This window comes from Tunturibacter empetritectus (genome assembly GCF_040358985.1).
Classification (GTDB): Bacteria; Acidobacteriota; Terriglobia; order Terriglobales; family Acidobacteriaceae; genus Edaphobacter; species Edaphobacter empetritectus.
The window spans coordinates 3,618,133-3,639,469 of record NZ_CP132932.1; the positions used below are offsets into that span (position 1 = coordinate 3,618,133).

The 21,337-nt window shown below is 59.3% G+C and carries 19 protein-coding genes; 10 read left to right on the forward strand and 9 right to left on the reverse strand.

Annotated features, from left to right (window positions below):
* Positions 1-6 precede the first annotated feature (6 nt).
* The 3 genes from mscL to mtnA all read right to left on the reverse strand — a co-directional run bounded on the left by mscL (position 7) and on the right by mtnA (position 2,156).
* Positions 7-405, reverse strand: a complete 399-nt coding sequence (mscL, locus tag RBB75_RS14935) for a large conductance mechanosensitive channel protein MscL (protein WP_179637520.1) — start codon at positions 403-405, stop codon at positions 7-9.
* 142 nt (positions 406-547) lie between these two features.
* Entirely contained in the window at positions 548-853 is a 306-nt protein-coding gene (locus RBB75_RS14940; RefSeq protein ID WP_179637521.1) for a permease, read from the reverse strand.
* Between the two features lie 235 nt (positions 854-1,088).
* Complete coding sequence (mtnA, locus tag RBB75_RS14945) at positions 1,089-2,156, reverse strand: S-methyl-5-thioribose-1-phosphate isomerase (protein ID WP_353068532.1); 1,068 nt, start codon at positions 2,154-2,156, stop codon at positions 1,089-1,091.
* 21 nt (positions 2,157-2,177) lie between these two features.
* On the opposite strand from mtnA, the gene RBB75_RS14950 reads away from it, so the two are divergent.
* Positions 2,178-2,372, forward strand: a complete 195-nt coding sequence (locus tag RBB75_RS14950; RefSeq protein ID WP_179637523.1) for a hypothetical protein — start codon at positions 2,178-2,180, stop codon at positions 2,370-2,372.
* A 138-nt stretch (positions 2,373-2,510) separates the two neighbouring features.
* Complete coding sequence (locus RBB75_RS14955; protein WP_179637524.1) at positions 2,511-2,846, forward strand: hypothetical protein; 336 nt, start codon at positions 2,511-2,513, stop codon at positions 2,844-2,846.
* Between the two features lie 199 nt (positions 2,847-3,045).
* Here RBB75_RS14955 and RBB75_RS14960 read toward each other — a convergent pair whose 3' ends face one another.
* Positions 3,046-4,227, reverse strand: a complete 1,182-nt coding sequence (locus RBB75_RS14960) for an L-rhamnose/proton symporter RhaT (protein ID WP_179637525.1) — start codon at positions 4,225-4,227, stop codon at positions 3,046-3,048.
* A 132-nt stretch (positions 4,228-4,359) separates the two neighbouring features.
* On the opposite strand from RBB75_RS14960, the gene RBB75_RS14965 reads away from it, so the two are divergent.
* From RBB75_RS14965 to RBB75_RS15000, 8 genes are all read left to right on the forward strand, one after another.
* Positions 4,360-5,100 carry a (Fe-S)-binding protein gene (locus tag RBB75_RS14965; RefSeq protein ID WP_179638803.1) on the forward strand — a complete coding sequence of 247 codons (741 nt, stop codon included), beginning with the start codon at positions 4,360-4,362 and terminating at the stop codon, positions 5,098-5,100.
* A 115-nt stretch (positions 5,101-5,215) separates the two neighbouring features.
* Positions 5,216-6,718 carry a LutB/LldF family L-lactate oxidation iron-sulfur protein gene (locus RBB75_RS14970; RefSeq protein ID WP_353068533.1) on the forward strand — a complete coding sequence of 501 codons (1,503 nt, stop codon included), beginning with the start codon at positions 5,216-5,218 and terminating at the stop codon, positions 6,716-6,718.
* Positions 6,708-7,373 (forward strand): LutC/YkgG family protein, encoded by a 666-nt coding sequence (locus RBB75_RS14975; protein WP_179637527.1) that lies wholly within the window; start codon positions 6,708-6,710, stop codon positions 7,371-7,373. Before RBB75_RS14970 ends, RBB75_RS14975 begins: the two co-directional genes overlap by 11 nt.
* Positions 7,374-7,486: 113 nt before the next feature.
* On the forward strand, positions 7,487-8,692 hold the full coding sequence (locus RBB75_RS14980; protein ID WP_179637528.1) for a TIM barrel protein: 1,206 nt from the start codon (positions 7,487-7,489) through the stop codon (positions 8,690-8,692).
* Positions 8,693-8,853: 161 nt separating this feature from the next.
* Positions 8,854-9,948 (forward strand): substrate-binding domain-containing protein, encoded by a 1,095-nt coding sequence (locus RBB75_RS14985; protein WP_353068534.1) that lies wholly within the window; start codon positions 8,854-8,856, stop codon positions 9,946-9,948.
* Between the two features lie 101 nt (positions 9,949-10,049).
* Positions 10,050-12,296: a bifunctional rhamnulose-1-phosphate aldolase/short-chain dehydrogenase gene (locus tag RBB75_RS14990; RefSeq protein ID WP_353068536.1), complete on the forward strand. Its 2,247-nt coding sequence runs from the start codon at positions 10,050-10,052 to the stop codon at positions 12,294-12,296.
* A gap of 32 nt (positions 12,297-12,328) precedes the next feature.
* Complete coding sequence (locus RBB75_RS14995; protein ID WP_353068537.1) at positions 12,329-13,822, forward strand: rhamnulokinase; 1,494 nt, start codon at positions 12,329-12,331, stop codon at positions 13,820-13,822.
* A 25-nt stretch (positions 13,823-13,847) separates the two neighbouring features.
* Positions 13,848-15,311, forward strand: a complete 1,464-nt coding sequence (locus RBB75_RS15000) for an RNB domain-containing ribonuclease (RefSeq protein WP_353068538.1) — start codon at positions 13,848-13,850, stop codon at positions 15,309-15,311.
* Positions 15,312-15,335: 24 nt separating this feature from the next.
* On the opposite strand, the gene RBB75_RS15005 is transcribed toward RBB75_RS15000, so the two are convergent.
* The 5 genes from RBB75_RS15005 to RBB75_RS15025 all read right to left on the reverse strand — a co-directional run bounded on the left by RBB75_RS15005 (position 15,336) and on the right by RBB75_RS15025 (position 20,957).
* Positions 15,336-16,004, reverse strand: a complete 669-nt coding sequence (locus RBB75_RS15005; RefSeq protein WP_353068539.1) for a class II aldolase/adducin family protein — start codon at positions 16,002-16,004, stop codon at positions 15,336-15,338.
* A 60-nt stretch (positions 16,005-16,064) separates the two neighbouring features.
* Complete coding sequence (locus RBB75_RS15010; RefSeq protein WP_179637533.1) at positions 16,065-17,090, reverse strand: radical SAM protein; 1,026 nt, start codon at positions 17,088-17,090, stop codon at positions 16,065-16,067.
* A 98-nt stretch (positions 17,091-17,188) separates the two neighbouring features.
* Positions 17,189-17,593, reverse strand: coding sequence for a hypothetical protein (locus RBB75_RS15015; RefSeq protein WP_353068540.1), 405 nt, complete (start codon positions 17,591-17,593; stop codon positions 17,189-17,191).
* A 208-nt stretch (positions 17,594-17,801) separates the two neighbouring features.
* Positions 17,802-19,322 carry a GH39 family glycosyl hydrolase gene (locus RBB75_RS15020; protein WP_179637535.1) on the reverse strand — a complete coding sequence of 507 codons (1,521 nt, stop codon included), beginning with the start codon at positions 19,320-19,322 and terminating at the stop codon, positions 17,802-17,804.
* A gap of 60 nt (positions 19,323-19,382) precedes the next feature.
* Positions 19,383-20,957, reverse strand: coding sequence for a GH39 family glycosyl hydrolase (locus RBB75_RS15025; RefSeq protein ID WP_179637536.1), 1,575 nt, complete (start codon positions 20,955-20,957; stop codon positions 19,383-19,385).
* Between the last annotated feature and the right edge of the window lie 380 nt (positions 20,958-21,337).

Genomic DNA, 21,337 nt, shown 5'->3' on the forward strand with positions numbered 1-21,337 from the left:
GAAGAGCTATACGGGCTGGGTGCAGAACTTGCAGCGAGTGGCGGGGATGGGGATGTCGCCCAGGCACTGGGGGCAGGGCTTGGTGGCAGGTGGCTCGGCGATTGTGGGGTGGAATTTTTTCAGGAGGTACTGAATGGGCAGTACAAGGAAGAAGTAAACGACGCCGGCGATGAGGAGGAAGTTGATGATGGCGGTGATGAAGTCGCCGTAGCGGATCTCGCCGCCGTTGACGTGGGCGATGAGGTAGCCGAAGTTGGGCTTGCCGATGACTGCGCCCAGGAGGGGATTGATGATCTTCTCAGTCAGCGAGGTGACGATGGAGGTGAATGCGGCTCCGATGATGACGGCGACGGCAAGATCGACGACGTTACCACGCAGAATGAAATCGCGGAATCCTTTGAACATGAGGTCAATCTCCTAGTTTGATCGTGCATGGAACCGTTGATCGCTGCTTGTTCCGGTGCGGGGAGTATACCGCAGGAGATTTTAAAGGCTAGAGGGTAGTTGAGGGGGGAGGAGCTGGGGTTGGCTATTGGGAGGAGGCTTGTTATTGGGAAGATGCTATCCAGCGGGCGTAAGGGTAGAGGAGAAAGAAGAGGATCATGCAGAGGGCCATGAGGTCCATGTAGATGCAGAGGATGACGCCGGCGTGATAGAAGCTCCAGCGGCGCTGCATGCATCGGACGGTGTCGGCGGTGCCGGCGATGGCGAAGAGGACGGGAAGGATGAGGAGGGGAGTGGCGCGGTTGTGGGGGAAGTCGGAAAGGAGGAGAGCTACGGCGAGGCTGAGGAGTACCAGAAGGCTGCCGCGGAGAAGAGAGTGGACACGCGGATTGAAGAGGGGATATTTCACGTAGGGTGTGTCTGTTTTAAGGATACGAGCGTGCGGAGTTTGGCGCTAGTTTTGGGAGGAGCGGCAGTGGCCTGCCTGAGCTTCATTTTTGATGCAGGCAAAAGCTGATTGCAATAATGGCGGGAGATCGTTGCGGAGTTGGTTGTGGTGATGACTGGGTGTGTCCAAGCGAGGGGAACACACCCAGAGGAGTCTGCTGGTTCATCCGATGGCAACTTTAGTCGCAGTGAGATTTTTATACTGCGGTGAGCTCGGGTTCAGGCTGTTTGGACATAGCGCGGATGGAGTCGTTGTAGGGAGAGGTGAGGACGCCGCGCTCGGTGATGATGGCGGTGACGTACTTTGCGGGGGTGACGTCAAAGGCTGGGTTCTCGATGGCTACGCCGTGAGGGGTCATCTGCTTGCCGTTGGAGTGGGTGACTTCGCGGGCGTCGCGCTGCTCGATGGGGATGAGGTCGCCCGTGGCGGTTTGAAGGTCGAGGGTGGACCAGGGGGCGGCGACGTAGAAGGGGATGTTGTGCTCTTTGGCGAGGATGGCTACGCCGTAGGTGCCGATCTTGTTGGCGACGTCTCCGTTGGCGGCGATGCGGTCGGCACCGACGATGACGGCCTGGATGCGGCCCTGGCGCATGAGCGAGGCGGCCATGTTGTCGCAGAGGACGGTGGTGGGGATGTTGTCCTTCATGAGTTCCCATGCGGTGAGGCGGGCGCCTTGCAGGAAGGGACGGGTCTCGTCGGCGAAGACATCAATCTTGTGGCCGCGCTCGATTGCAGCGCGGATGACGCCGAGGGCCGAGCCGTAGCCGCAGGTGGCGAGGGCTCCCGCGTTGCAGTGGGTGAGGACGGTGCCTTCTTTGGGAAGGAGCGATGCGCCGTGTGCGCCCATTTGCTTGCAGGCGGCGATGTCCTCGTCGTACATGCGGCGGGCCTTAGCGACTATGGCGGACTTGATCTCGGAGATGGGAGTGTCTTTGGCGGCGAGTGCGATGTAGAGATTGCGGATCTCGTCGATGCCCCAGAAGAGATTGACGGCAGTGGGGCGGGTCTCGGCGAGGGTTTTGGCGATGAGGGCGACCTCTTCGGTGAGGGCGGGGAGGGTGGTCGCAGTGCTGCGGTCGATGCCGATGGCCATGCCCATGGCGGCAGAGACGCCGATGGCTGGGGCTCCGCGGACGATCATGTCGCGGATGACGGTGGCGACCTGCTTGTAGTCGGTGGCGAGGACGTAGGTCTCCTCGAGGGGCAGCTTGGTTTGATCGAGGAAGTTAACGCCGGTGGGGAGCCATTCGAGGGTAGGGATCATGTCCCTTCTAGTTTATCGCGAATGACCTGTATGGGGGCGGATGTGGGGGCCATAGGCAGTTCGGCGGGCATAGAAGCGCTGGCAGCAGCCGGTGCAGCGAACTGGGCGCAGAGCCAGGTAGTGGAAGAACCAGTCCCAGCCTCGGCGGTGGGAGCGATGCAGGGATTCGGTGTTGCAGTGGGGGCAGAATCTTCCGTCGGAGAACTTCGGCTTTGAGAGCATGGGGGCTTTATCGGCGGAGAGGTTGCGAGTGTTAGGTTCTTGAGAATTGTTTCTCTACGGTGAGGCTTTTCGTGCGGGTTCTCGTCCACAATGGGAATAAAGATGCGGCGAGGTTTGTTGAGGGAGGTCCACGTGAGAAAAGATGCGTTGAGGAATGCTCTTCTGCTGGTGATTGCGTTGGCGCTGGTTGAGATCGCCGCAAGGCCGTATGTGTCTCCTCCCCCGGTTGCGGCGGACTCGTCTGCGGCTCATGCGCTCTACATTGAGCCGGGGGTGCAGAATCTGCGGTATCCGGATGGGACGGGGCAGGTGTACGGGAAGGTGGTTGTGGATCTGCGGACCGGGAAGATCTGGGGTTTTCCTACGGGGACCGTTGATCCTTATCCTTCTTACCCGCTGGATAGTAAGCCGGCGGTTTCGCGTCCGTTTGCGCTGGGGCGGTATGCGTTTGAGGATTTGGATAAATGAATCGTGGGGCTGTTGGGTTGGGCTAGGCAACAGTGAAAGGCAACAGCAGATTCCTCCGCTGCGCTGCGGAATGACAACAAGAAAACAGGCAACGGCAAAAGCTAAATACGGGGATCCTTCACTACGTTCAGGATGACGGCTCCAAGAGGCATTGGGCTCCCTTTGCCTGTCAGGCCGTCGTTTTGTGGGTGTGTTGGGGCTAACGGGTGGTGATAGTGGTGGGGGCTTCGTTGGCTTTGAGGTAGTTGCCGTAGCCTACGACGATGGTGGAGCTGACGAGAAGGAAGAGGCCGGTGGCTACGAGGGTTTTGGTGCGGCGGCTGGTGCCTCGCCACTCTTTGAGGAAGAGCCCCCAGAGGGTGGCGAAGATGATGATGCTGGCCATGTGGAGGGTCCAGCTGGAGAAGTCATACTTGCCCATCTTGGTCTGACCCATGGAGTAGAAGAAGAACTGGAAGTACCAGATGACGCCGGCGAGGGAGGCGAAGATGTAGTTCTGGACGAGTGTCTTTGGGGCGAGGTGGTCGTAGGTGGAGGGATCGAGGGGGTCGAAGTCGACCAGGGTCTGGCCGGAGGCGTGGGTGGCGCGCATGGGGTTTAGGCCGGGTTGGCCGGTGAATTGTTTGATGGAGCCGTTTTTGAGGATGAGGATGGCGGACCAGACGAAGTTGGTGAGGAAGCCTCCCCAGAGCACGACGATGAGGACGGGCAGGTTTTGCCAGAGGTCGAGGCGGTTGTGGGCGAGGAGCTCGGTTTTGGCGAGGGCTCCGATGGGGGCTCCGGCTTTGAGGCCGAAGGCGAAGAAGGAGCTCATGACGCCGGCGAAGATGGCTACGGCTAGTCCTTTGCCGAAGTTGTAGTCGGTCTCTCCGGCTTCGGCCTTTTCTTCCGGGGTGATTTCGCGCTCTTTGGAGAGGCCAGCGGCTCCGTTGACGGCTACGGCGATCAGACAGAGGAGGACGCCGGCGAGGATGATCTGGCCGGAGGTTTCGTGGAGGATGATGTGGATGGAGCCGTCATAGATGGGCGGGATGAGGGTTCCGAAGGCGGTGCAGAGGCCGAGGGCGATGGCGTATCCGAGGGCGATGCCGAGGTAGCGGATGGCGAGGCCGAAGGTGAGGCCGCCTGCTCCCCAGAGGATGCCCCAGAAGATGGCGTAGTGGATGCTGGAGGCGGGCGCGGCGTGGAGGATGCCGAAGAGATTCGGGACGAGGAGCGAGGCGAGGACGATGGGGGCGATGATCCACGCGGCGAATCCCTGGATGAGCCAGTAGATCTCCCACGACCAGCGCTTGATGCCGCGGAAGGGGATGAAGTTGGTGGCGGAGGCGAAACCGCCGATCCAGTGATAGATGACGCCGATGAAAGGATTGGGTCCCACGAGGCCTCGTTCTGGTGAATGATGGTGGTGCCTGGGTCGAGCGGGTACTATCGTACCTGACACAAGTTGCGTTAGGGAAATATACTCTCTATTGAATCTTATTCCGGATCGCTGCTTCGCCTGGAGGATGGTCTGCGAGTTTCACTGTTCATTACTTGTTACAACGACACGCTGTTTCCTGAGACCGGCAAGGCTGTGGTGCGGGTGCTGGAGCGACTGGGGCATACGGTGGAGTTTCCTCAAGGGCAGACATGCTGTGGGCAGATGCACTATAACACTGGCTATCAGGCGGAGGCGATGCCGCTGCTTTCGCGGTTTGTGGAACAGTTCAAGGGCGCCGAGGCGGTGGTGGTGCCGTCGTCGTCATGTGTGGCGATGATGCGGGATCACTATCCGAAGATGGCGTTGGCGATCGGACGGGTGGAGCTGATTGCGGAGGTGGATGCTCTGCTGCCGAAGGTGTTTGAGTTTTCGGAGTTTCTGACGAAGCGGCTGGGGCTGGAGGACGTGGGGGCCTACTATCCGCATCGGGTGACGTATCACGCGAGCTGCCATGGGTTGCGGAATTTGGTGTTGGGTGATGGGCCGATGCGGCTGCTGAAGGCGGTGCGGGGGATTGATCTCGTCGAGTTGCAGGGGCTGGAGCAGTGCTGCGGATTCGGCGGGACGTTTGCGGTTAAGAATGCGGATGTATCGAGCGCGATGCTGGCGGAGAAGACGACGGCGGTTTTGAATACGAAGGCTGAGGCTTGTACGGCTTGCGATAACTCGTGCCTGATGCATATTCAGGGGGCGCTGCATCGGCAGAGGACGGGCGTGAAGACGGTGCATCTGGCTGAGATTTTGGCTGGGGATGAGGGGGCTTTACGTTGATGGGAGAGATGAGCTTGCAACGGAGATGGGCAGCAACGGTCGCGCTCTGCGCGATGCCCACATCTCAAAATCGAGATATGGGGCACCCAAATTTCTGCTTGATTGGGGGTGAGGCATGAGTGGTGCTGGGTTGGATCCAAAGACTGCGCCGACGTTTCCGATGGCGGCGAAGGCGATGATGGGCGATGTGCAGCTGCGGAAGAATGTGCGTCATGCTACGGACGTGATCCAGGAGAAGCGGGCTCGAGTGGTGAGCGAGATGCCGGACTGGCAGGAGCTGCGCGAGGCAGGGAAGCAGATTCGCCGGCACACGATGGAGCATCTGGATTTTTATCTTGAGGAGTTTGAGGCGAACTGTACGCGCGCGGGCGGAGTGGTGCACTGGGCTCGGGATGCGGAGGAGGCGCGGCGGATTGTTATTGGGCTTGTGAAGGCTTCGGGGTCGGATGAGGTGATCAAGATCAAGTCGATGACGACGGAGGAGATTCAGCTGAACTCCGCGCTGGAGGCTGCGGGGATTCATCCCTATGAGACCGATCTGGCGGAGTTGATTATTCAGCTGGGGGCGGATCGGCCGTCGCATATTGTGGTGCCGGCGCTGCATAAGAACAGGGAGCAGATACGTGAGATCTTTCAGCGGGAGATGAACCTGCCGGAGTTGGGAGGGAGGCCGGAGGATCTGGCGGATGCGGCGCGGATGTTTCTGCGGGAGAAGTTTCTGCGGGTGAAGACGGCGGTGAGTGGGGCGAATTTTTTGATCGCGGAGACGGGTGGGGTTTGTGTGGTGGAGAGCGAGGGCAATGGACGGATGTGTCTGACGCTGCCTGAGACGCTGATCACGATTGCGGGGATTGACAAGGTGCTGCCGCGATTTCAGGACCTGGAGGTAATGCTGCAGCTGCTGCCGAGGTCGGCTACCGGGGAGCGGATGAATCCTTATAACTCGATTTGGACTGGGGTGGATGGGGCTTCTGCTGGCGATGGTTTGCGAGATGGCGCTCGCGATGGTCTACGAGATGGCCCAAGGGTGTTTCATGTGGTGCTGATGGACAATGCGCGGACCGAGATTCTGGCGGATGATGAGGGACGGCAGACGCTGAACTGTATTCGCTGCGGGGCCTGCCAGAATGTCTGCCCGGTTTATCGGCAGACGGGGGGACATGCGTATGGGAGCGTGTATGCGGGGCCGATCGGGGCGATTCTGACGCCGCAGCTGCAGGAGATGCATCATGCGCAGTCTCTGCCGTATGCATCTTCGTTGTGCGGGGCGTGCTATGAGGTCTGCCCGGTGAAGATCAATATTCCGGAGGTGCTGATTCATCTGCGCAACAAGGTGGTGAAGCAGAATACGGCTGGGGTCGCGGGGTTGTTCGATGTGGAGGCCGGGGCGATGAAGGCGATGGCTCTGATCTTTCGGAGTGAGAGGAGATTCAGGGCGGCCCAACGGCTAGGGCGCATCGCCGAGCGGCCGTTGGTGCGCAGGGACGCACAGGGTGAGGGATGGATTGGGTGGCTGCCGGGGCTGCTGGGCGGGTGGACGCAGGCCAGGGATCTCGGGGAGATGCCGAAGGAGACGTTTCGGGACTGGTGGGAGAGGCGGGGTGAGAATGGAAACTGATTTGGTTACAAATTCGCGGGTGGGGGTGTTGCGCAGGGTGAGGGCGGCTACAGGTAGAGCGTCAGATGGAGTTGCGGCTCGGGTTGGGTGGGATGGGATTGCACGAGAGTATCGGCGGAGGGGGACGCTGGAGCGCGAGGGGGTGCTGGCGCTGCTGGAGGATCGGCTGCGGGACTATGATGCGCGGGTGTTTCGGGTTGTGGGTGAGGACGTAGGGCAGAGTGTCGCGGAGCGGCTGGTGGAGCGGGGAGTTCGGCGGATGGTGGTGCCGGTGGGGTTGCCGGCTGCGTGGATGTCTGCTTCGGCTGCGGTGGAGTATGTGGTGGATGAGGGGTTGTCCTCGGAGGAGTTGGATGGTGTCGATGGGGTGATGACGGGGGCGACGCTGGCGATTGCGGAGACGGGGACGTTCGTGCTGCAGGGTGTGGCGGGGCAGGGAAGACGGGCGGCGACGCTGGTGCCCGACTATCACCTGTGCGTGGTGAGGGCGGAGGATGTAGTGGAGACGGTGCCGGAGGCAATGGGGCGTCTGCAGGGGACGGCTGGACTTGCGACTACGTTTGTTTCGGGGCCGTCTGCGACGGCGGATATCGAGATGACACGGATCAAGGGGGTGCATGGGCCGCAATTTCTGGATGTACTTCTAATTGTTTGAAGCGTGGAAAAAATCTTTTGACAAATGACGGTAAAAAGGCGCAGTCTGCCTATGTTTCAATAGAGAGTATATTTCTATATCGTAATATCTTGGACGCGCGAGGGACTTGAGTGATGGGAAACAACGGTGCTGGAGTGGCAGAGCGGGACGCACAGAGGGTGTACAGCGCGTTGGATGGTTTTCGGATCGAGGTTCCGTCGTGGGGATTTGCGAATACCGGGACGCGGTTCGGGAAGTTTATTCAGGGTGGCGCGGCGACGACGATTGAAGAGAAGTTCAGCGATGCGGCGCAGGTGAATGCGTTGACGGGCGCGAGCCCGACGGTGGCGCTGCACGTGCTGTGGGATTTGCCGCATGGGAGGGCGGATGTTCCTGCGATTCAGGCGCTCGAGAAGAAGTATGGGATGAAGTCTGGGTCGATCAATCCGAATCTCTTTCAGAGTGCGGAGTACAAGTATGGATCGATTGCGAATCCCAGCGCGGAGGTTCGCGGGATGGCGTTGAAGCATCTTCTGGATTCGGTGGCGATTGGGCAGGCGCTGGGGTCGAAGGATGTTTCGCTGTGGATTGCGGATGGATCGAACTATCCGGGGACGCAGAGTATTCGCAAGCGGATTGGATGGATGGAAGAGGTGCTGGGTGCGACCCATGCTGCTCTCGGAGAGGGGCAGCGGATGCTGGTCGAGTACAAGCCGTTTGAGCCGGCTTTTTATCACACCGACATTGCGGACTGGGGGATGGCTCTGGAGTTGGTGCGGCGCTGCGGGCCGAAGGCGAAGGTGCTGGTGGATACGGGGCATCATGCGCAGGCGACGAATATTGAACAGATCGTGACGTGGTTGCTGCATGTGAAGGAGCTGGGTGGATTTCATTTCAACGACAGGAAGTACGCCGATGACGACCTGACGCTGGGGTCGATTGATCCTTACCAGGTGTTTCGAATCTTCCATGAGATTTTGAGTGCGGAGGAGAAGGAACGCGCGGATGTTGCCTTCATGATCGACCAGAGCCATAACCTGAAGGGCAAGGTGGAGGCGATGGTGCAGACGGTAGCGATGGCGCAAGAGCTGTATGCGAAGGCTGCGCTGATCGACCAAGCGAAGCTGGCGGAGTTGCAGCAGGAGTGCCGGCTGGTGGAGGCGGAGGAGTGCTTCCGGAGTAGCTTCTGGCAGGACGTGCGGCCGATCGTGAGGGAGTGGAGGGTTGCGCGCGGGCTGCCGGCGGAGCCTCTGAAGGCGCTGGCGGAGAGTGGGTATGTGGAGAAGATCACGCGGGAGCGAGAGAGCAGGAACGCTCGCAGCGTCTCGACTTACGCTTAGAGATTTCTTCCTGATCGTTTGCGGGGTGAGGCGCGGGGTTGGGGTTCTGGGAAGAGGGAATTCTGGCGTTTTGATCGCTGTTGGATGGGAATTCCATTAGCGAAACCGAGGCAGGTGCCGCATAATGGATCGGCTGAGTGGTCGCTCCTCGGCGGGAGACTATGGCGGTACGAAAGACCTCGAAACGACTTTATCTGATTCCTGTGCTGTCGAAGGCGCTGGATATTCTGGAGCTGCTGCAGGCGGAGAACCAGCCGATGACACTGGAGTCGATCCATCGGCAGACGCGAATCTCGAAGACGACGGTGTACCGGGTGTTGAAGACGTTTGTTCACCGGGGATATCTTTCGCAGTCTCCCGATGGGACGTACCGGCAGGTGACGCGGCCGAAGAAGATGCGGTTTGGCTTCGGCGGGCAGAGCGCGGATATGCCGTTTTCGGTGGAGGTGACCGAGAGCTTGAAGGATGCAGCGGCGGCGGCGGGGGTCGATCTACTGATTCTGGATAATCGCTATGACGCGGCGACTGCGTTGCGGAATGCGGAGGAGTTTGTTTCAAGCAAGGTGGATCTGGTGATCGAGTTTCAGGTGGAGCAGGAGGTTGCTCCGATGATCGGGGATAAGATTGCGGGGGCGAAGATTCCGCTGATTGCTATTGATATTCCACATCCTCATGCGACTTACTTCGGAGTGGATAACTATCGGGTGGGGATTGAAGCTGGGGAGACGCTAGGAGCGCATGCGATTGCCATCTGGGACGGGAAGGTGGATTGGGTGATCGGGCTGGATCTGGCGGAGGCTGGGCAACTGGTGCAGAGCCGGATTACTGGTGCGTTTGAAGGGGTGAGGAGCGGACATCCGGAGTTGCCGGTGGAGGTGTTTGTGCGGATCGACGGGCGAGGGATGCGCGACCGGAGCAAGAAGTTGATCTCGGATTTTCTACAGCGGCATCCGAAGGACAAGCACATTCTGATTGCGGCGGCTACGGACTCAAGTGCGTTGGGCGCGGTGGATGCGGTGCGGGAGCAGAGACGCGAGAAGCATGTGGCGATTGTGGGGCAGGATTGCATTGCGGAGGCGATGCAGGAGATGCGGAGGGACAAGTCGCCGCTGATCGGGTCGGTGTCGCATGAGGCGAGCTCGTATGGGCCGAGTCTGATTCATCTTGGACTGTCGCTGCTGCGGGGGCAGACGGTGCCACCTTACAACTATGTGGCTCATAAGATGGTGACCCGGGATTCGCTCGGCGGGGTTTGAGTTTTGGCATAATTTTCTCATTGGAAATAGTTGCCGTATTGGTGTTGCGTGTGGAATGATAGTCGGGGCCTGGATTTAGGCCAGGGCGAAGAGGTTGACACATGACGGCACAGAGCGGCCTGAAGTTTTTGGAAGATCGTTGGGATGAGGCTGTTGCGGCGAAGCTGGATGCACCGGAGCTGCTGAGATACAGATCGAACCTGCTGGGCTCGGATCTGCGGATTACCAACTTCGGCGGGGGGAATACGAGCTCGAAGCTGGAGCAGGTCGATCCGCTGGATGGAAAGACGAAGCAGATTCTTTGGGTGAAGGGGAGTGGGGGCGATCTGGGGAGCATCAAGCGCGCGGGGTTTGCGACGCTGTACCTGGAAAAGCTGCTGGCGCTGGAGAAGGCGTATCGCGGGGTGGATCTCGAAGACGAGATGGTGGAGATGTATCCGCTGTGTACGTTTGGGAATAATCCTGTGGCGGCTTCGATTGATACGCCGCTGCATGGGTTTCTGCCGTTTGCGCATGTGGACCATCTGCATCCTGACTGGGGGATCGCGCTGGCGGCTTCGGCAAACGGGAAGATCAAGATGGAGGAGTTCAACAAGGAGTTTGGGAACATGCTGGTGTGGCTGCCGTGGCAGAGGCCTGGGTTCGAGCTGGGCATGATGTTGAAGAAGATCGTGGAGGAGACGCCGGGGTGCGATGGCGTGGTGCTGGGCGGGCATGGGCTGTTTACGTGGGGCGAGACGCAGCGCGAGAGCTACCTAAATACGATTACGATCATCGATCAGCTGGGGCAGTTTATTGAGCGGCATGGTTCGGTTGCGGGGCATAAGCACTTTGGCGGCGGGCAGGTGAAGAGTCGCGAAGACCGGGTTGCGGTTGCGCTGCAGGTGATGCCTTATCTGCGTGGGGTGGTGTCGCGGAAGCAGCGATGGATTGGGAGCTTTAGCGATCTGCCGCAGGTGATGGAGTTTGTGAACTCGGCGCAGGCGGAGAAGCTGGCGCACCTGGGGACGAGCTGCCCGGATCACTTTATTCGAACGAAGATTCGGCCGATGTTTCTCAAGTGGAATCCGGCGGGCGATCCGACGGAGTTGAAGGAGCTGATTGAGAGTTCGCTTGAGACGTATCGCGTGGAGTATGCGGAGTACTACAAGAAGCATGCGGTGAAGGATTCGCCTGCGGTGCGCGATGCGAGCCCTACGGTGGTACTGGTGCCGGGGGTGGGGATGTTCAGCTTTGGAAAGAATAAGACGGAGTCGCGGATTACCGGGGAGTTTTATGTCAATGCGATTGGTGTGATGCAGGGCGCGGGTGCTCTGGGCGCGGGAGTGGATTGTAAGGAGATTTCACCCCAGCGAGCAAGCTTGCCGGGGACCCCGGATATTCCGCAGGCGGGCCCGGCCGCCTCCGCGGATCAGTTTACAGTGCATGCGAACTATGTTGCGCTGCCTCTGAGTGAGGCGTTTCGGATTGAGTACTGGAAGCTGGAAGAGGCGAAGATTCGCAGACAGCCGCCGGAGAAGGAGCTGAGCCGGCGGGTTGCTCTTGTGGTTGGCGGTGGGAGTGGGATTGGGCGCGAGGTTGCGCTGCTTGCAGCTCAGCGTGGAGCGCATTTGGTGGTGGCCGATCGCGATGTGAAGGGCGCCGAGGCGGTTGCTGAGGAGGTAAAGGCGATTGCCGGGAGAGAGGCGGTCAGCTGGACGAGCATTGATATTCGCGACCGCAAGACGATTAGGGCTGCTCTTGAGACGACGGTGAAGCAGTTTGGTGGGATCGATATTTTGATCAACACGGCTGCGCTGTTTCCTTCGTCGCCGGATGGTGTGATCAGCGATGCGCAGTGGGCTTTGACGCTTGAGGTTAACGTCACGGCGAACTATCTGCTAACAGACGAGGCGGCGAAGATCTTTGCGGAGCAGGGGATCGACGCAAGCGTGGTGCTAACGAGTTCCGCGAATGCTGTGGTGGCGAAGCGTGGCAGCGAGGCTTACGACGTGAGTAAGGCGGCGTTGAGCCACCTGGTGCGAGAGCTGGCGGTTTCTCTGTCGCCGAAGGTGCGGGTAAATGGGATCAGTCCGGCTACAGTGGTGAAGGGGTCGACGATGTTTCCGCGTGATCGCGTGATCGCTTCGCTGAAGAAGTACAAGCTGCCGTTTGAAGAGACGGATACGGATGATGGACTGCGGAATGAGCTAGCGCAGTTTTATGCGACGCGAACGTTGACGCATCAGCCGATTGATCCGAAGGATTGTGCGGAGGCGATTATGTTCCTTGCGGGGCCTCTGGCTCGATGCACGACGGGACATCTGGTTCCGGTGGATGGTGGTTTGACGGAAGCGTATCTGCGATAACAGAAGCGGATTTGCGATAGGAGAGGCGCGCGATGAGACGGACGCCAGATATGGCGCTGGTTCCGCAAATTCCATTGGATACGCGGGCTTTGGTGGCGGTGGACCTGGGGGCAGAGAGTTGCCGGGTTTCGCTGCTGCGATGGGTGGCGAGACGGCCGGTGATTACGCTGGTGCATCGGTTTGCCAACGCTCCGCGTGAGACAGATGGCGGGCTGCGGTGGGATTTAGGCATGATCGAAGCTGGGTTGGAGCATGGGCTTCGACTCTGTGCGGAGATGGCAGTGGAGGGCGTGCGCTCAATCGCAGTGGATGGCTGGGCTGTGGACTATGTGCGCGTGGATGGGAATGGGAGCGCTCTGGCTGATCCGTTTTGCTATCGCGATGAGAGGACGATTGAGGCGGAGAAGATGCTGTACGAGGAGATAACGCCTGAGCGGCTGCGCGAGTGTACGGGTGTGCAGTTGCTGCGTATCAACACGCTGTATCAGCTGTATGCGGACCGGTTGCAGGGACTGCCTGCGGGTAGTCAGTGGATGAATCTGCCGGAGTATATTCTGTCGCGCTGGGGCGGGGCTCGGGTGGCGGAGTTCACGAATGCGACTCACTCGCAGATGGTGGATTTGCATGGGCGGCGTTGGTGTGAGGAGATCTTTCAGGCTGCGGAGCTGAATGTTGCACTTGCGCCCAAGCTGGTTCCACCGGGGACTGAGGTTGGGAGGTTGCGTGGTGAGTTGGCGAAGCTGGCGGCGTTTCGCGATACGGTGTTGATCGCTCCGGCCTGTCATGACACGGCTTCGGCGATTGCGGGGATCACTGCGGTGGGGGAGGACTGGGCTTACCTCAGCTCGGGGACTTGGTCGCTGGTGGGGACGGTGCTAGCGGAGCCGAGGAATGATGCGGCTGTCGCGGCGGAGAACTTCACGAATCTTGGAGCGGTGGGGGGGAGAGTCTGTTTTCATAAGAATGTGAATGGGATGTGGTTGATCCGGCAGTGTCTGCAGGAGTGGGCGGCGGAGGGCAGGGAGTGGAGTGTGCCGGAGTTGGTGGCAGCGGCGGAGAAGGTGGCGAAGCCGGAGGGGCTGCTGAATGTGGATGATGCCGATCTGCTGTTGGCGGGTGGGATGCTGCAGAGGATTAATGCTCAACGGTTGAGGAGGGGGCTAAAGGCTTTGGAGGAAGGTGCGGAGAATGCTCCCGCGTTTGCGAGTCTGATCTTTCATAGCCTGGCGGCTCGGTATGCGGAGGTGCTGGAGCGCGTGGCGTTTCATAGCGGGAAGAAGTTGAAGCGATTGTTTGTGGTGGGTGGTGGGAGCCAGAATGATTTTCTGAACCGGCTGACGCAGGAGGCTACGGGGCTGGAGCTGTTTCGCGGCGCGGCGGAGAGCTCGACGGTGGGGAACTTTGCGGTGCAGCTGGCGGTGCTGGAGGGTAGCCGGGATGAGGTGACCGGCGCGGATGCAGAGCAGGTGTCAGGATGGGCGGGGCGGTTGGCGCTGGCACTGGAGCAGGCGATTACGAAGGGTTAGCACTGGCATGGTAGGCTTCCCTTGCATGTCTACCCATACTTTTGACCTGGTTGGTTCTGCCTCCGCTGAGATGGTTCGCGAGGGTTTTCATACCGACTTTCCTGAAGGCAGTGACGCGCAGGTGGCGGCGATTCGTTCGGCTGCCGGAGCGAAGACCGACGCGGATGTTCGCGACCTGCGGGGGCTGTTGTGGTCTTCGATCGATAATGACACTTCGCGGGATCTGGACCAGATTGAGGTGGCCGAGCGCGTGGACGGTGGGGTGCGCGTCATGGTGGGGGTGGCCGACGTTTCGGCTTCGGTGCTGAAGGATACTCCGCTGGATCGTCATGCGGCGGAGCAGACGCAGACGGTTTATACGGCGGTGCGAAACTTTTCCATGCTGCCGACGGAGCTTTCCACGGATCTGACCTCGTTGAATGAAGACGAGGATCGGATGGCGGTGGTGGTTGAGTTTGTGGTGGATAGTGAAGGGAAGGTGCAGGACACTGCCATCTACAGGGCGCAGGTTCGGAACAAGGCGCAGCTTGCTTACAGCCATGTGGGGCCGTGGCTTGAAGGGAAGGCGGGGCCGGATGCGAAGGTGGCTGCTTCGGTTGATCTACAAGCGCAGCTGCGGCTGCAGGATGAGGCGGCCCAGGCGCTGCGGGCTCAGCGGGTGAAGATGGGTGCGCTGGAGTTCAACCGGGTGGAGGCCGATCCGGTGGTAGTGGATGGCAAGGTGGAGTCGATTGGGACGGCGTTTCATAATCGTGCGAGCGATTTGATTGAGGAGTTGATGATCGCTACGAACGAGACGATGGCGCGGATGCTACGGGAGGCGAAGCGGTCGTCGATTCGGAGGGTGGTGCGGTCGCCGGAGCGGTGGGCGCGGATTGTGGAGCTGGTGGGGCGGCATGGGACGGTGCTGCCGGCTCAGCCTGACTCGGGCGCGCTGAATGCGTTTTTGCAGGCACAGAGGGAGTCGGATGCGGTGCACTATCCGGATCTGTCGCTGGCGATCATCAAGCTGATGGGGCCGGGGGAGTATGTTCTGGCCAAGGGCGATGATGATGCGGAGCAGCCGGGGCACTTCGGGCTGGCGGCGCAGGACTATGCGCACTCGACTGCGCCGAACCGGCGGTTCGTCGATCTGGTGACGCAGCGAGTGGTGAAGGCGATGCTGGCGGGCGAGGCTGCTCCTTACACCGATGAGGAGCTTGCCGCGATTGCGACACACTGCAACGAGAGAGAGTCGGCTGGGCGCAAGGTGGAACGGACGATGTTGAAGCGAGTGGCGGCGGTGGGGCTCGCCGGAAGCGTGGGGAAGACCTTCCATGGAGTGATTACCGGGGCGAACGATAAGGGGACGTATGTGCGGGTGTTTGATCCTCCGGTGGAGGGCAAGGTGGTGCGGGGCGCGCAGGGGCTGGATGTGGGGGATATGGTGGATGTGACGCTGCTGCATACCGATCCGCAACATGCGTTTATCGACTTTGGACGTGGGTGAGGCTAGAGGCGTCTACGGCGGTTGCTAAGTTGCGTTGCGAATGTACTTTTGTCTTGCGCGGAGTAGGTCGTCCAGTTGATGGTCGCTGAGGGTTTGCAAGGAGCCTAGCTGGTGGGCGACGAGGCGGATGTGGGCGAGGTGCTCGACGGTCTCCATCTTGAGGAAGGCGTCCGTGAGCGTGGGTCCATAGGCTACGGCGCCGTGATTGGCCATAAGGATGGCGGTGTGATGGGGAATGAAGGGCCTGAGGCTGGCTGCGACCTCGTCGGTGCCGGTGGTGGCGTACTGGGCCAGGGGGACTGAGCCGAGGGTCATGACGGCCTCCTGGCAGAGCATCTCGTCGAGGGCGCGGCCTGCGCAGGCAAAGGCGGTAGCAATGGGGGGATGGGAGTGGACGACGGCCTCGATGTCGGCTCTCATCTGGTAGACGGCGAGGTGCATGCTGAGTTCGCTGGTGACCTTTCTTGAGCCTGCGAGCTGGCGTCCTTCGAGGTCGACGATGACCATGTCGGAGGAGCGCATGAGGTACTTGCTCATGCCGGTGGGTGTGACCAGCAGGCGCTCCTGATCGAGCCTGACGGAGAGGTTTCCGGAGGTGCCGGGCATAAAGCCGAGTCGAGAGAGCCATCGGCCGAACTGCACGAGTTCGCGCCTTAGTTCGACTTCGGGCCGGCCAATACATTCTTCGATCATCGTTCCTCTTTCATTGCCATGAAGTGTAATCCCATTACGGTTTTTAAAGTGCATGTTTCCTCACAGGATTTCGAATGGAGATCTTTTTATTTGGATGATCCTTCTTGGGGATTGAGGGCTTTGCAGATTTCTCCAAGCTTTTCCGATTTTGGCGGAGGCCAGGAAGAGATGGCCAGCGGTGAGCGGACCGACGACGCGATGATGGCCGACTGCCGCCAGGCCCATGGAGGCGATGCATCCACACTGTTCGCAGTCGGGGTTTCCACCAAACTGGCAGGGTGTAATTTTGGTTGAAAGGTCGGCGGAGACAGTCATAGTTGTTCGAGCGAAGATACACTCTTCGGGGGACTTTGGTGGAGAGGAGATTTCTTGGATGACAATGTCCGGCATATCGAGTACCGGATATTTGTTTCGGAGCTGGTGGAGCTCGGCGATGACAGCGACTCGCTGGGACGAGGTGAGAATCTCCGGATCGGTGGCACCACGCTGCGGGGTAAACAGACTGAACCAGACTTTGGCCACTGGAGTCTGGCTGCTCCAGAACTGAAGGAACTGATCGAGGTATCCGGGACGGTCGGCTATCTGCGCAGTGATGGTGCAGTGGACAGTAACTCTGGCGCCCTGGATGTTCTTCAGAATGCGCTCGTAGGTGGCTGGCTTGCGACGTTCGTCGTGCTCGGGTTGAAGTCCGTCGATGGAAACGACAACGTTGAGCTTTTTGAAGCGCTTCCACTCGGGGGGGATGACTCGGAAGGCGCTGGTGACGATTTGAGTGTGGATCCCGCGAGCTTCGATCTGCGGGAGGAGAAGTTCGAGTTCGCGATGCCGGACTAAGGGGTCGCCGCCGACGAGAGAGACGTGAAGGGGCTTCTCTTTGTCGAGCAGGTCGAGTATTCGTTGGACGAGCTCGTCGCCTTTGTAGTCGGAGAGTTCGCGCAGCTGGGTTGCTCCGCCTAGATGTGCCGTATCGAAGGCGTAGCATCCTGGGCAACGCAGAGGGCACTCCTTCGTAATTTCGATGGACAGGGAGGGAGCGCGGCCGCCGAGGATTCTAGCCCACGCGTGAAGGACTTCTGATTTCTTCATTGCTTCTCCATGATCGGCTGTATGAGAACAGATCAGTTTAGGTAGAGACCGCATGCGACTCGGAGGGAGTCGCGACTACGAAAGCACGAAGAGAGCTATCAGATTTGTAGTGGGAGATTGATGGAGTGAAGGGAGATGTTGCGCGGCAGGTTGTACTGCACAGACGAGACCATGCAGGGGCAGAGCCTGGCTGCTGGATCGGCTGGCTGAAAGAGAGAAGACAACACGCGTCGAAGCGACAGTATCAGGGCAAGGACCGCTCTTCGTTGATGAGAGAGAACGAGCATGAGGCAGAAGACTGCGGCCAGAGCGAGAAGCCCGAACTCACAGTCCTGACCACCGCGGAGAAACTTGTCGAAGGTCCAGAGGTATTCCGTCACTGGCATGACGGCTACCAGAAGCGTTGTGAGGAGTACGAGAATCTGACCGAATAAAACGCAGATCTCCGGCGCACGAGAAGGCGTGTCTTCAACCGAGCGCCTCGCTATGGAGATAAGTTTCAATAGCCCTCTTGTTCTACGCAGATTTTATCCTGATCTGTTTGTATGGGCCAGCGGGGAGCAGTCATTCTTCCAACGCTGTGCTTCGCTTAAATTCGTTCTGCCTTATGATGCGCAAATTTGCGGTATCGCTCCGTGATTGGGATTTCTTTTTTCTTCTCGGTGTTTATTTTGGGGCGAGGTGAAGCGATTCTGTCGGAGTTTGGGCGATTCAGTGTTGCGAGTCTTCGACTTGAATCAGGACCAACGCGTTTGGAGTGAGGCTGAGGTGGAGAGTTCCATTGCGAAGTGCTGTCTGCTCCGGGGCGGGAAGTGCGGTCTCGCGGTTGAGTTGCTCGGCCTGGGCGGGTGTGGGGTTTTTGGGTTTGCCCATGGCTGCCCACTGGGGTAGGACGTTGCCGTGGGTCTGATCGGCTCTTTGAATCGCGACCTTCGCGTTTTGCGGGACGCTGGCCAGATGAAGGTTGAGTTCTAGAGAGATGCCTTGCTGGCCGGGGTCAACGAGATTCCAGGCTGCGATGGCCAGGTTTCCGTTTGCTGTTCGTGTGACGATTATGTTGTTGGAGGTGTTGGCAAGGCGTTGGTCGCCGAGTTGGTGCAGGAGACCGTAGGCGTAGTAGCTGGGCTTGTTGATGCCGTCGAAGGCGCGTAGCCCGAAGTCTCCGCGGAAGGGAGTGCTGGTGGGGCCGCCTTCTTCGAAGACGTCAGAGAAGGTCCAGAAGGAGAGCATGTCTACGTTGCCGTCGCACTCACGGACTGTGTTGGCCAGCGCTGAGCCGACATAGATGGTGTCGCGCGATTCCATTTGGCCGGGGACGTTCCATTCGGTCCAGAAGAGCGGGAGGTGAGGGGTGGCGGAGTGATTGATCTCTCCGCGAACCTTGGCTATGGCGCGGCCTACGCGGTCGTCCATGGCGATGTCTTCGTTGGTGCCGAACATGTTGTGGACGGTGTCGTCGGCGTAGCCGTGGGTCGATACAAAGTCGACGGGGACGTGGTTGTCTGATGTGTGTTGAAGGAACTCTGGGATCCATTGTGCCGCTGCGGTGGCAGGGCCGCCTACTCGCAGACGTGGGTTGACGGATTTGAGTGTGCGCGCAGTGTGATCGTAGAGATCGAAGTACGATTCCTGGCGCGGGATGCCGTTCCAGAAGTCGATGTTGGGCTCGTTCCAGACTTCGAAGTACCACTGGGAGACTTCGTCGATGCCATAGCGCTCGACGAGGTGCTGGGCGAAGTGCTGGATGAGGTCGTCCCAGCGCTCCATGCTCTTTGGCGGTGAGACGTTCTGCTTGTACCAGAAGGGGTGTAGGGCGTCGGGGTTGAAGGCAAGCTTTTTGGGCATGAAGCTGATCTCTACGACAGGACGGACGCCATTCTTCAAGAGGCCGTCGTAGATGGAGTCGACGTAGGCGAAGTTGTAGACGGGGTTGCCGTGCTCGTCCTCGTTGTAGACGCCGACTTCGTCGTGGAGGATGGCGTGGAAGCGGACGTAGCGGAAGTCCGCCACTTTTTTCACGGCGCGGAGGTCTTCGCGATAGGCTTCGCGCAGGGTGAGGATGGCGCGCCCGGAGCCGAACATCTGCTCCCAAAAATGCGGGAATGGTGTTGTGGCGGCGTGGGCGTCGATTGTGATGGCTACTTCAGCAGGCGGCTGAGACTGAGAGAAGCAAGGCCACGCAGTGCATAAAAGGATGAGAGAGAGTTGCAGGAGTCGGTTTTGTCGGCTCATTTGTGACCTCGTTCTGAACAGCGAGGAGAGCTGTTTTATTTGGCTGCTTTATTTGGCTTTTCACTTAACTATGAGAAGGACGAGGCCGTGTGGCGGCACAGCGATCTGGAGATGACCGTTGGAGAGCCGGAGTTTTTCTGCGGGCGCCATCGCACCGGCGGCTCTCAACTTTTTGATCTGATCCTGGGTGAGGTCGCGCGGCCTGCCCATGGCGTCGAACTCTTTCACTGCGTTTCCGTGGTCGTCATCCACTCGCAAGAGTTCGACTTTCGCGCTTGATGGAACGCCGGTAAAGGTTAGCTGAAAGTTTTTATCTGGACCTTTGCTGGTGGGAGGAGGAGTGTAGGCGGCTCCGATGCCGAAGGGTGGGGCGTAGTTCCAGAGAGCGATTTCTACGGCGCCATCGGTCGATTTGGTTGCGAGTGCGTCGTCGTTGTCTAGTTTAATTCGGTGGTCTCCAAGACGATGCAGCATGGCGAAGGCGTTGAATGACGGCTTGGGAATGCCATTGGCAGCGACGAGGCCAAAGCCGCCGTAGAAGGGCGTCCGTACGACTCCCTGCTCCTCGAAGACATCGGAGAACGTCCAGTAGCTCATCGACTCGGTGAGGCCGTCGCACTGGCGAATGTTGTTGGCGAGCCATGATCCGAGGTAGGTGGTGTCGGTGACGTCGGGCTCGTTCGAGTAGCTGGCGTTGTATTCGCTGAAGATGAGAGGCATCTTTGGGTAGGGTGAGGCGGCGATCTCGTCGTGCACTTTTTTGACTGCGCGATAGACCATGAGGTCGCGGGGAATCTGTTCGTCGGTGTGGAAGACATCTTTGGCGGTGTCATTCGCGTAGACGTGGGTGGAGGCGAAGTCGACTGGTATGTTGTTCTCTTTACAGTGCTTGAGAAAGTCGGCGACGTACGCGGCCTGGGCTGTCGATGGGCCGCCTACGCGGATTCGTTGGCTGACTTTTTTGAGTGCGAGGGCGGTGTGGTCGTAGAGCTCGAAGTAGGTGGGGATGTTGGGGCGGCCGCCCCAGAAATCCAGATTTGGCTCGTTCCAGACTTCAAAGTTCCAGGTTGCTACTTCGTTGATTCCATAGCGGGTTATGAGGTGCTGGGCGAAGGCGGTGATCATGGCGTCCCAGAGGGCGTAGTCCTTTGGCGGCGAGACGACGGGCTTGTAGAAGAAGGACTGCGTCTGGTTTGGATCGGCGGCCATCTTGCGGGGCATGAAGCTTAACTCTATGAAAGGGCGGACGTTGTTGGCGAGGAGGCCGTCGTAGATCTGGTCGATGTAGGAGAAGTTGTAGATGCCGGCGCCCTGAACTTTTTCGGGAGGGAGGCCGGGGTTTTGCGTGGTGGCGTCGGGGTCGTAGAGGCCGACTTCGTCGAGGAAGATGCCGTGGAAGCGCACTGATTTGAAGTCGGTTACGGTCTTTACGGTGCGGAGGTCGTCGCGGTAGCTCTGACGGAGAGAGAGGATGGCGCGACCGGAGCCGAAGGTCTGTTCCCAGAAGTGGGGGAAGGGAGTGGTAGGAGCGTTGGCGTCTATCTTTACTTGCTCGGTTGTCTGAGCGTGGAGGCCCATCGTGCTGATAAGGCTGAGGCTAAGCGCGGCCAGGGCGAGCGTGCGGGACCGAATCATGAGAGATCTCTCCAGAGTGTTTTGCTTGTGGTGATTCGTGGTGACGATGTGGTTTCTTGCTGGCGAAACGTGGTGAATTAGCACTACAGTGGCGTGGTGCGGAGGCAGGAATGACGCGGGTTTTATGGTTTTTGTTGGTAAAAAAATCCTCGTGTTTAGAGTGCACCATAAATGAGGCAGCCACTTTTTTTATGGGTGGTGTGTGGTTGCGGTGAGGGCAGCTGCAAAAGCAGATCCCTACGGGATGACAACTAAAAGGACAGACAATGACAACAGCAACAGCAACGACAAAACGAAATGCGGGGATCCTTCCCCTTCGACTTCGCTCAGGATGACGACCGAAGGATTACGGATGACGACCGAAGGACAAAGATGACGAC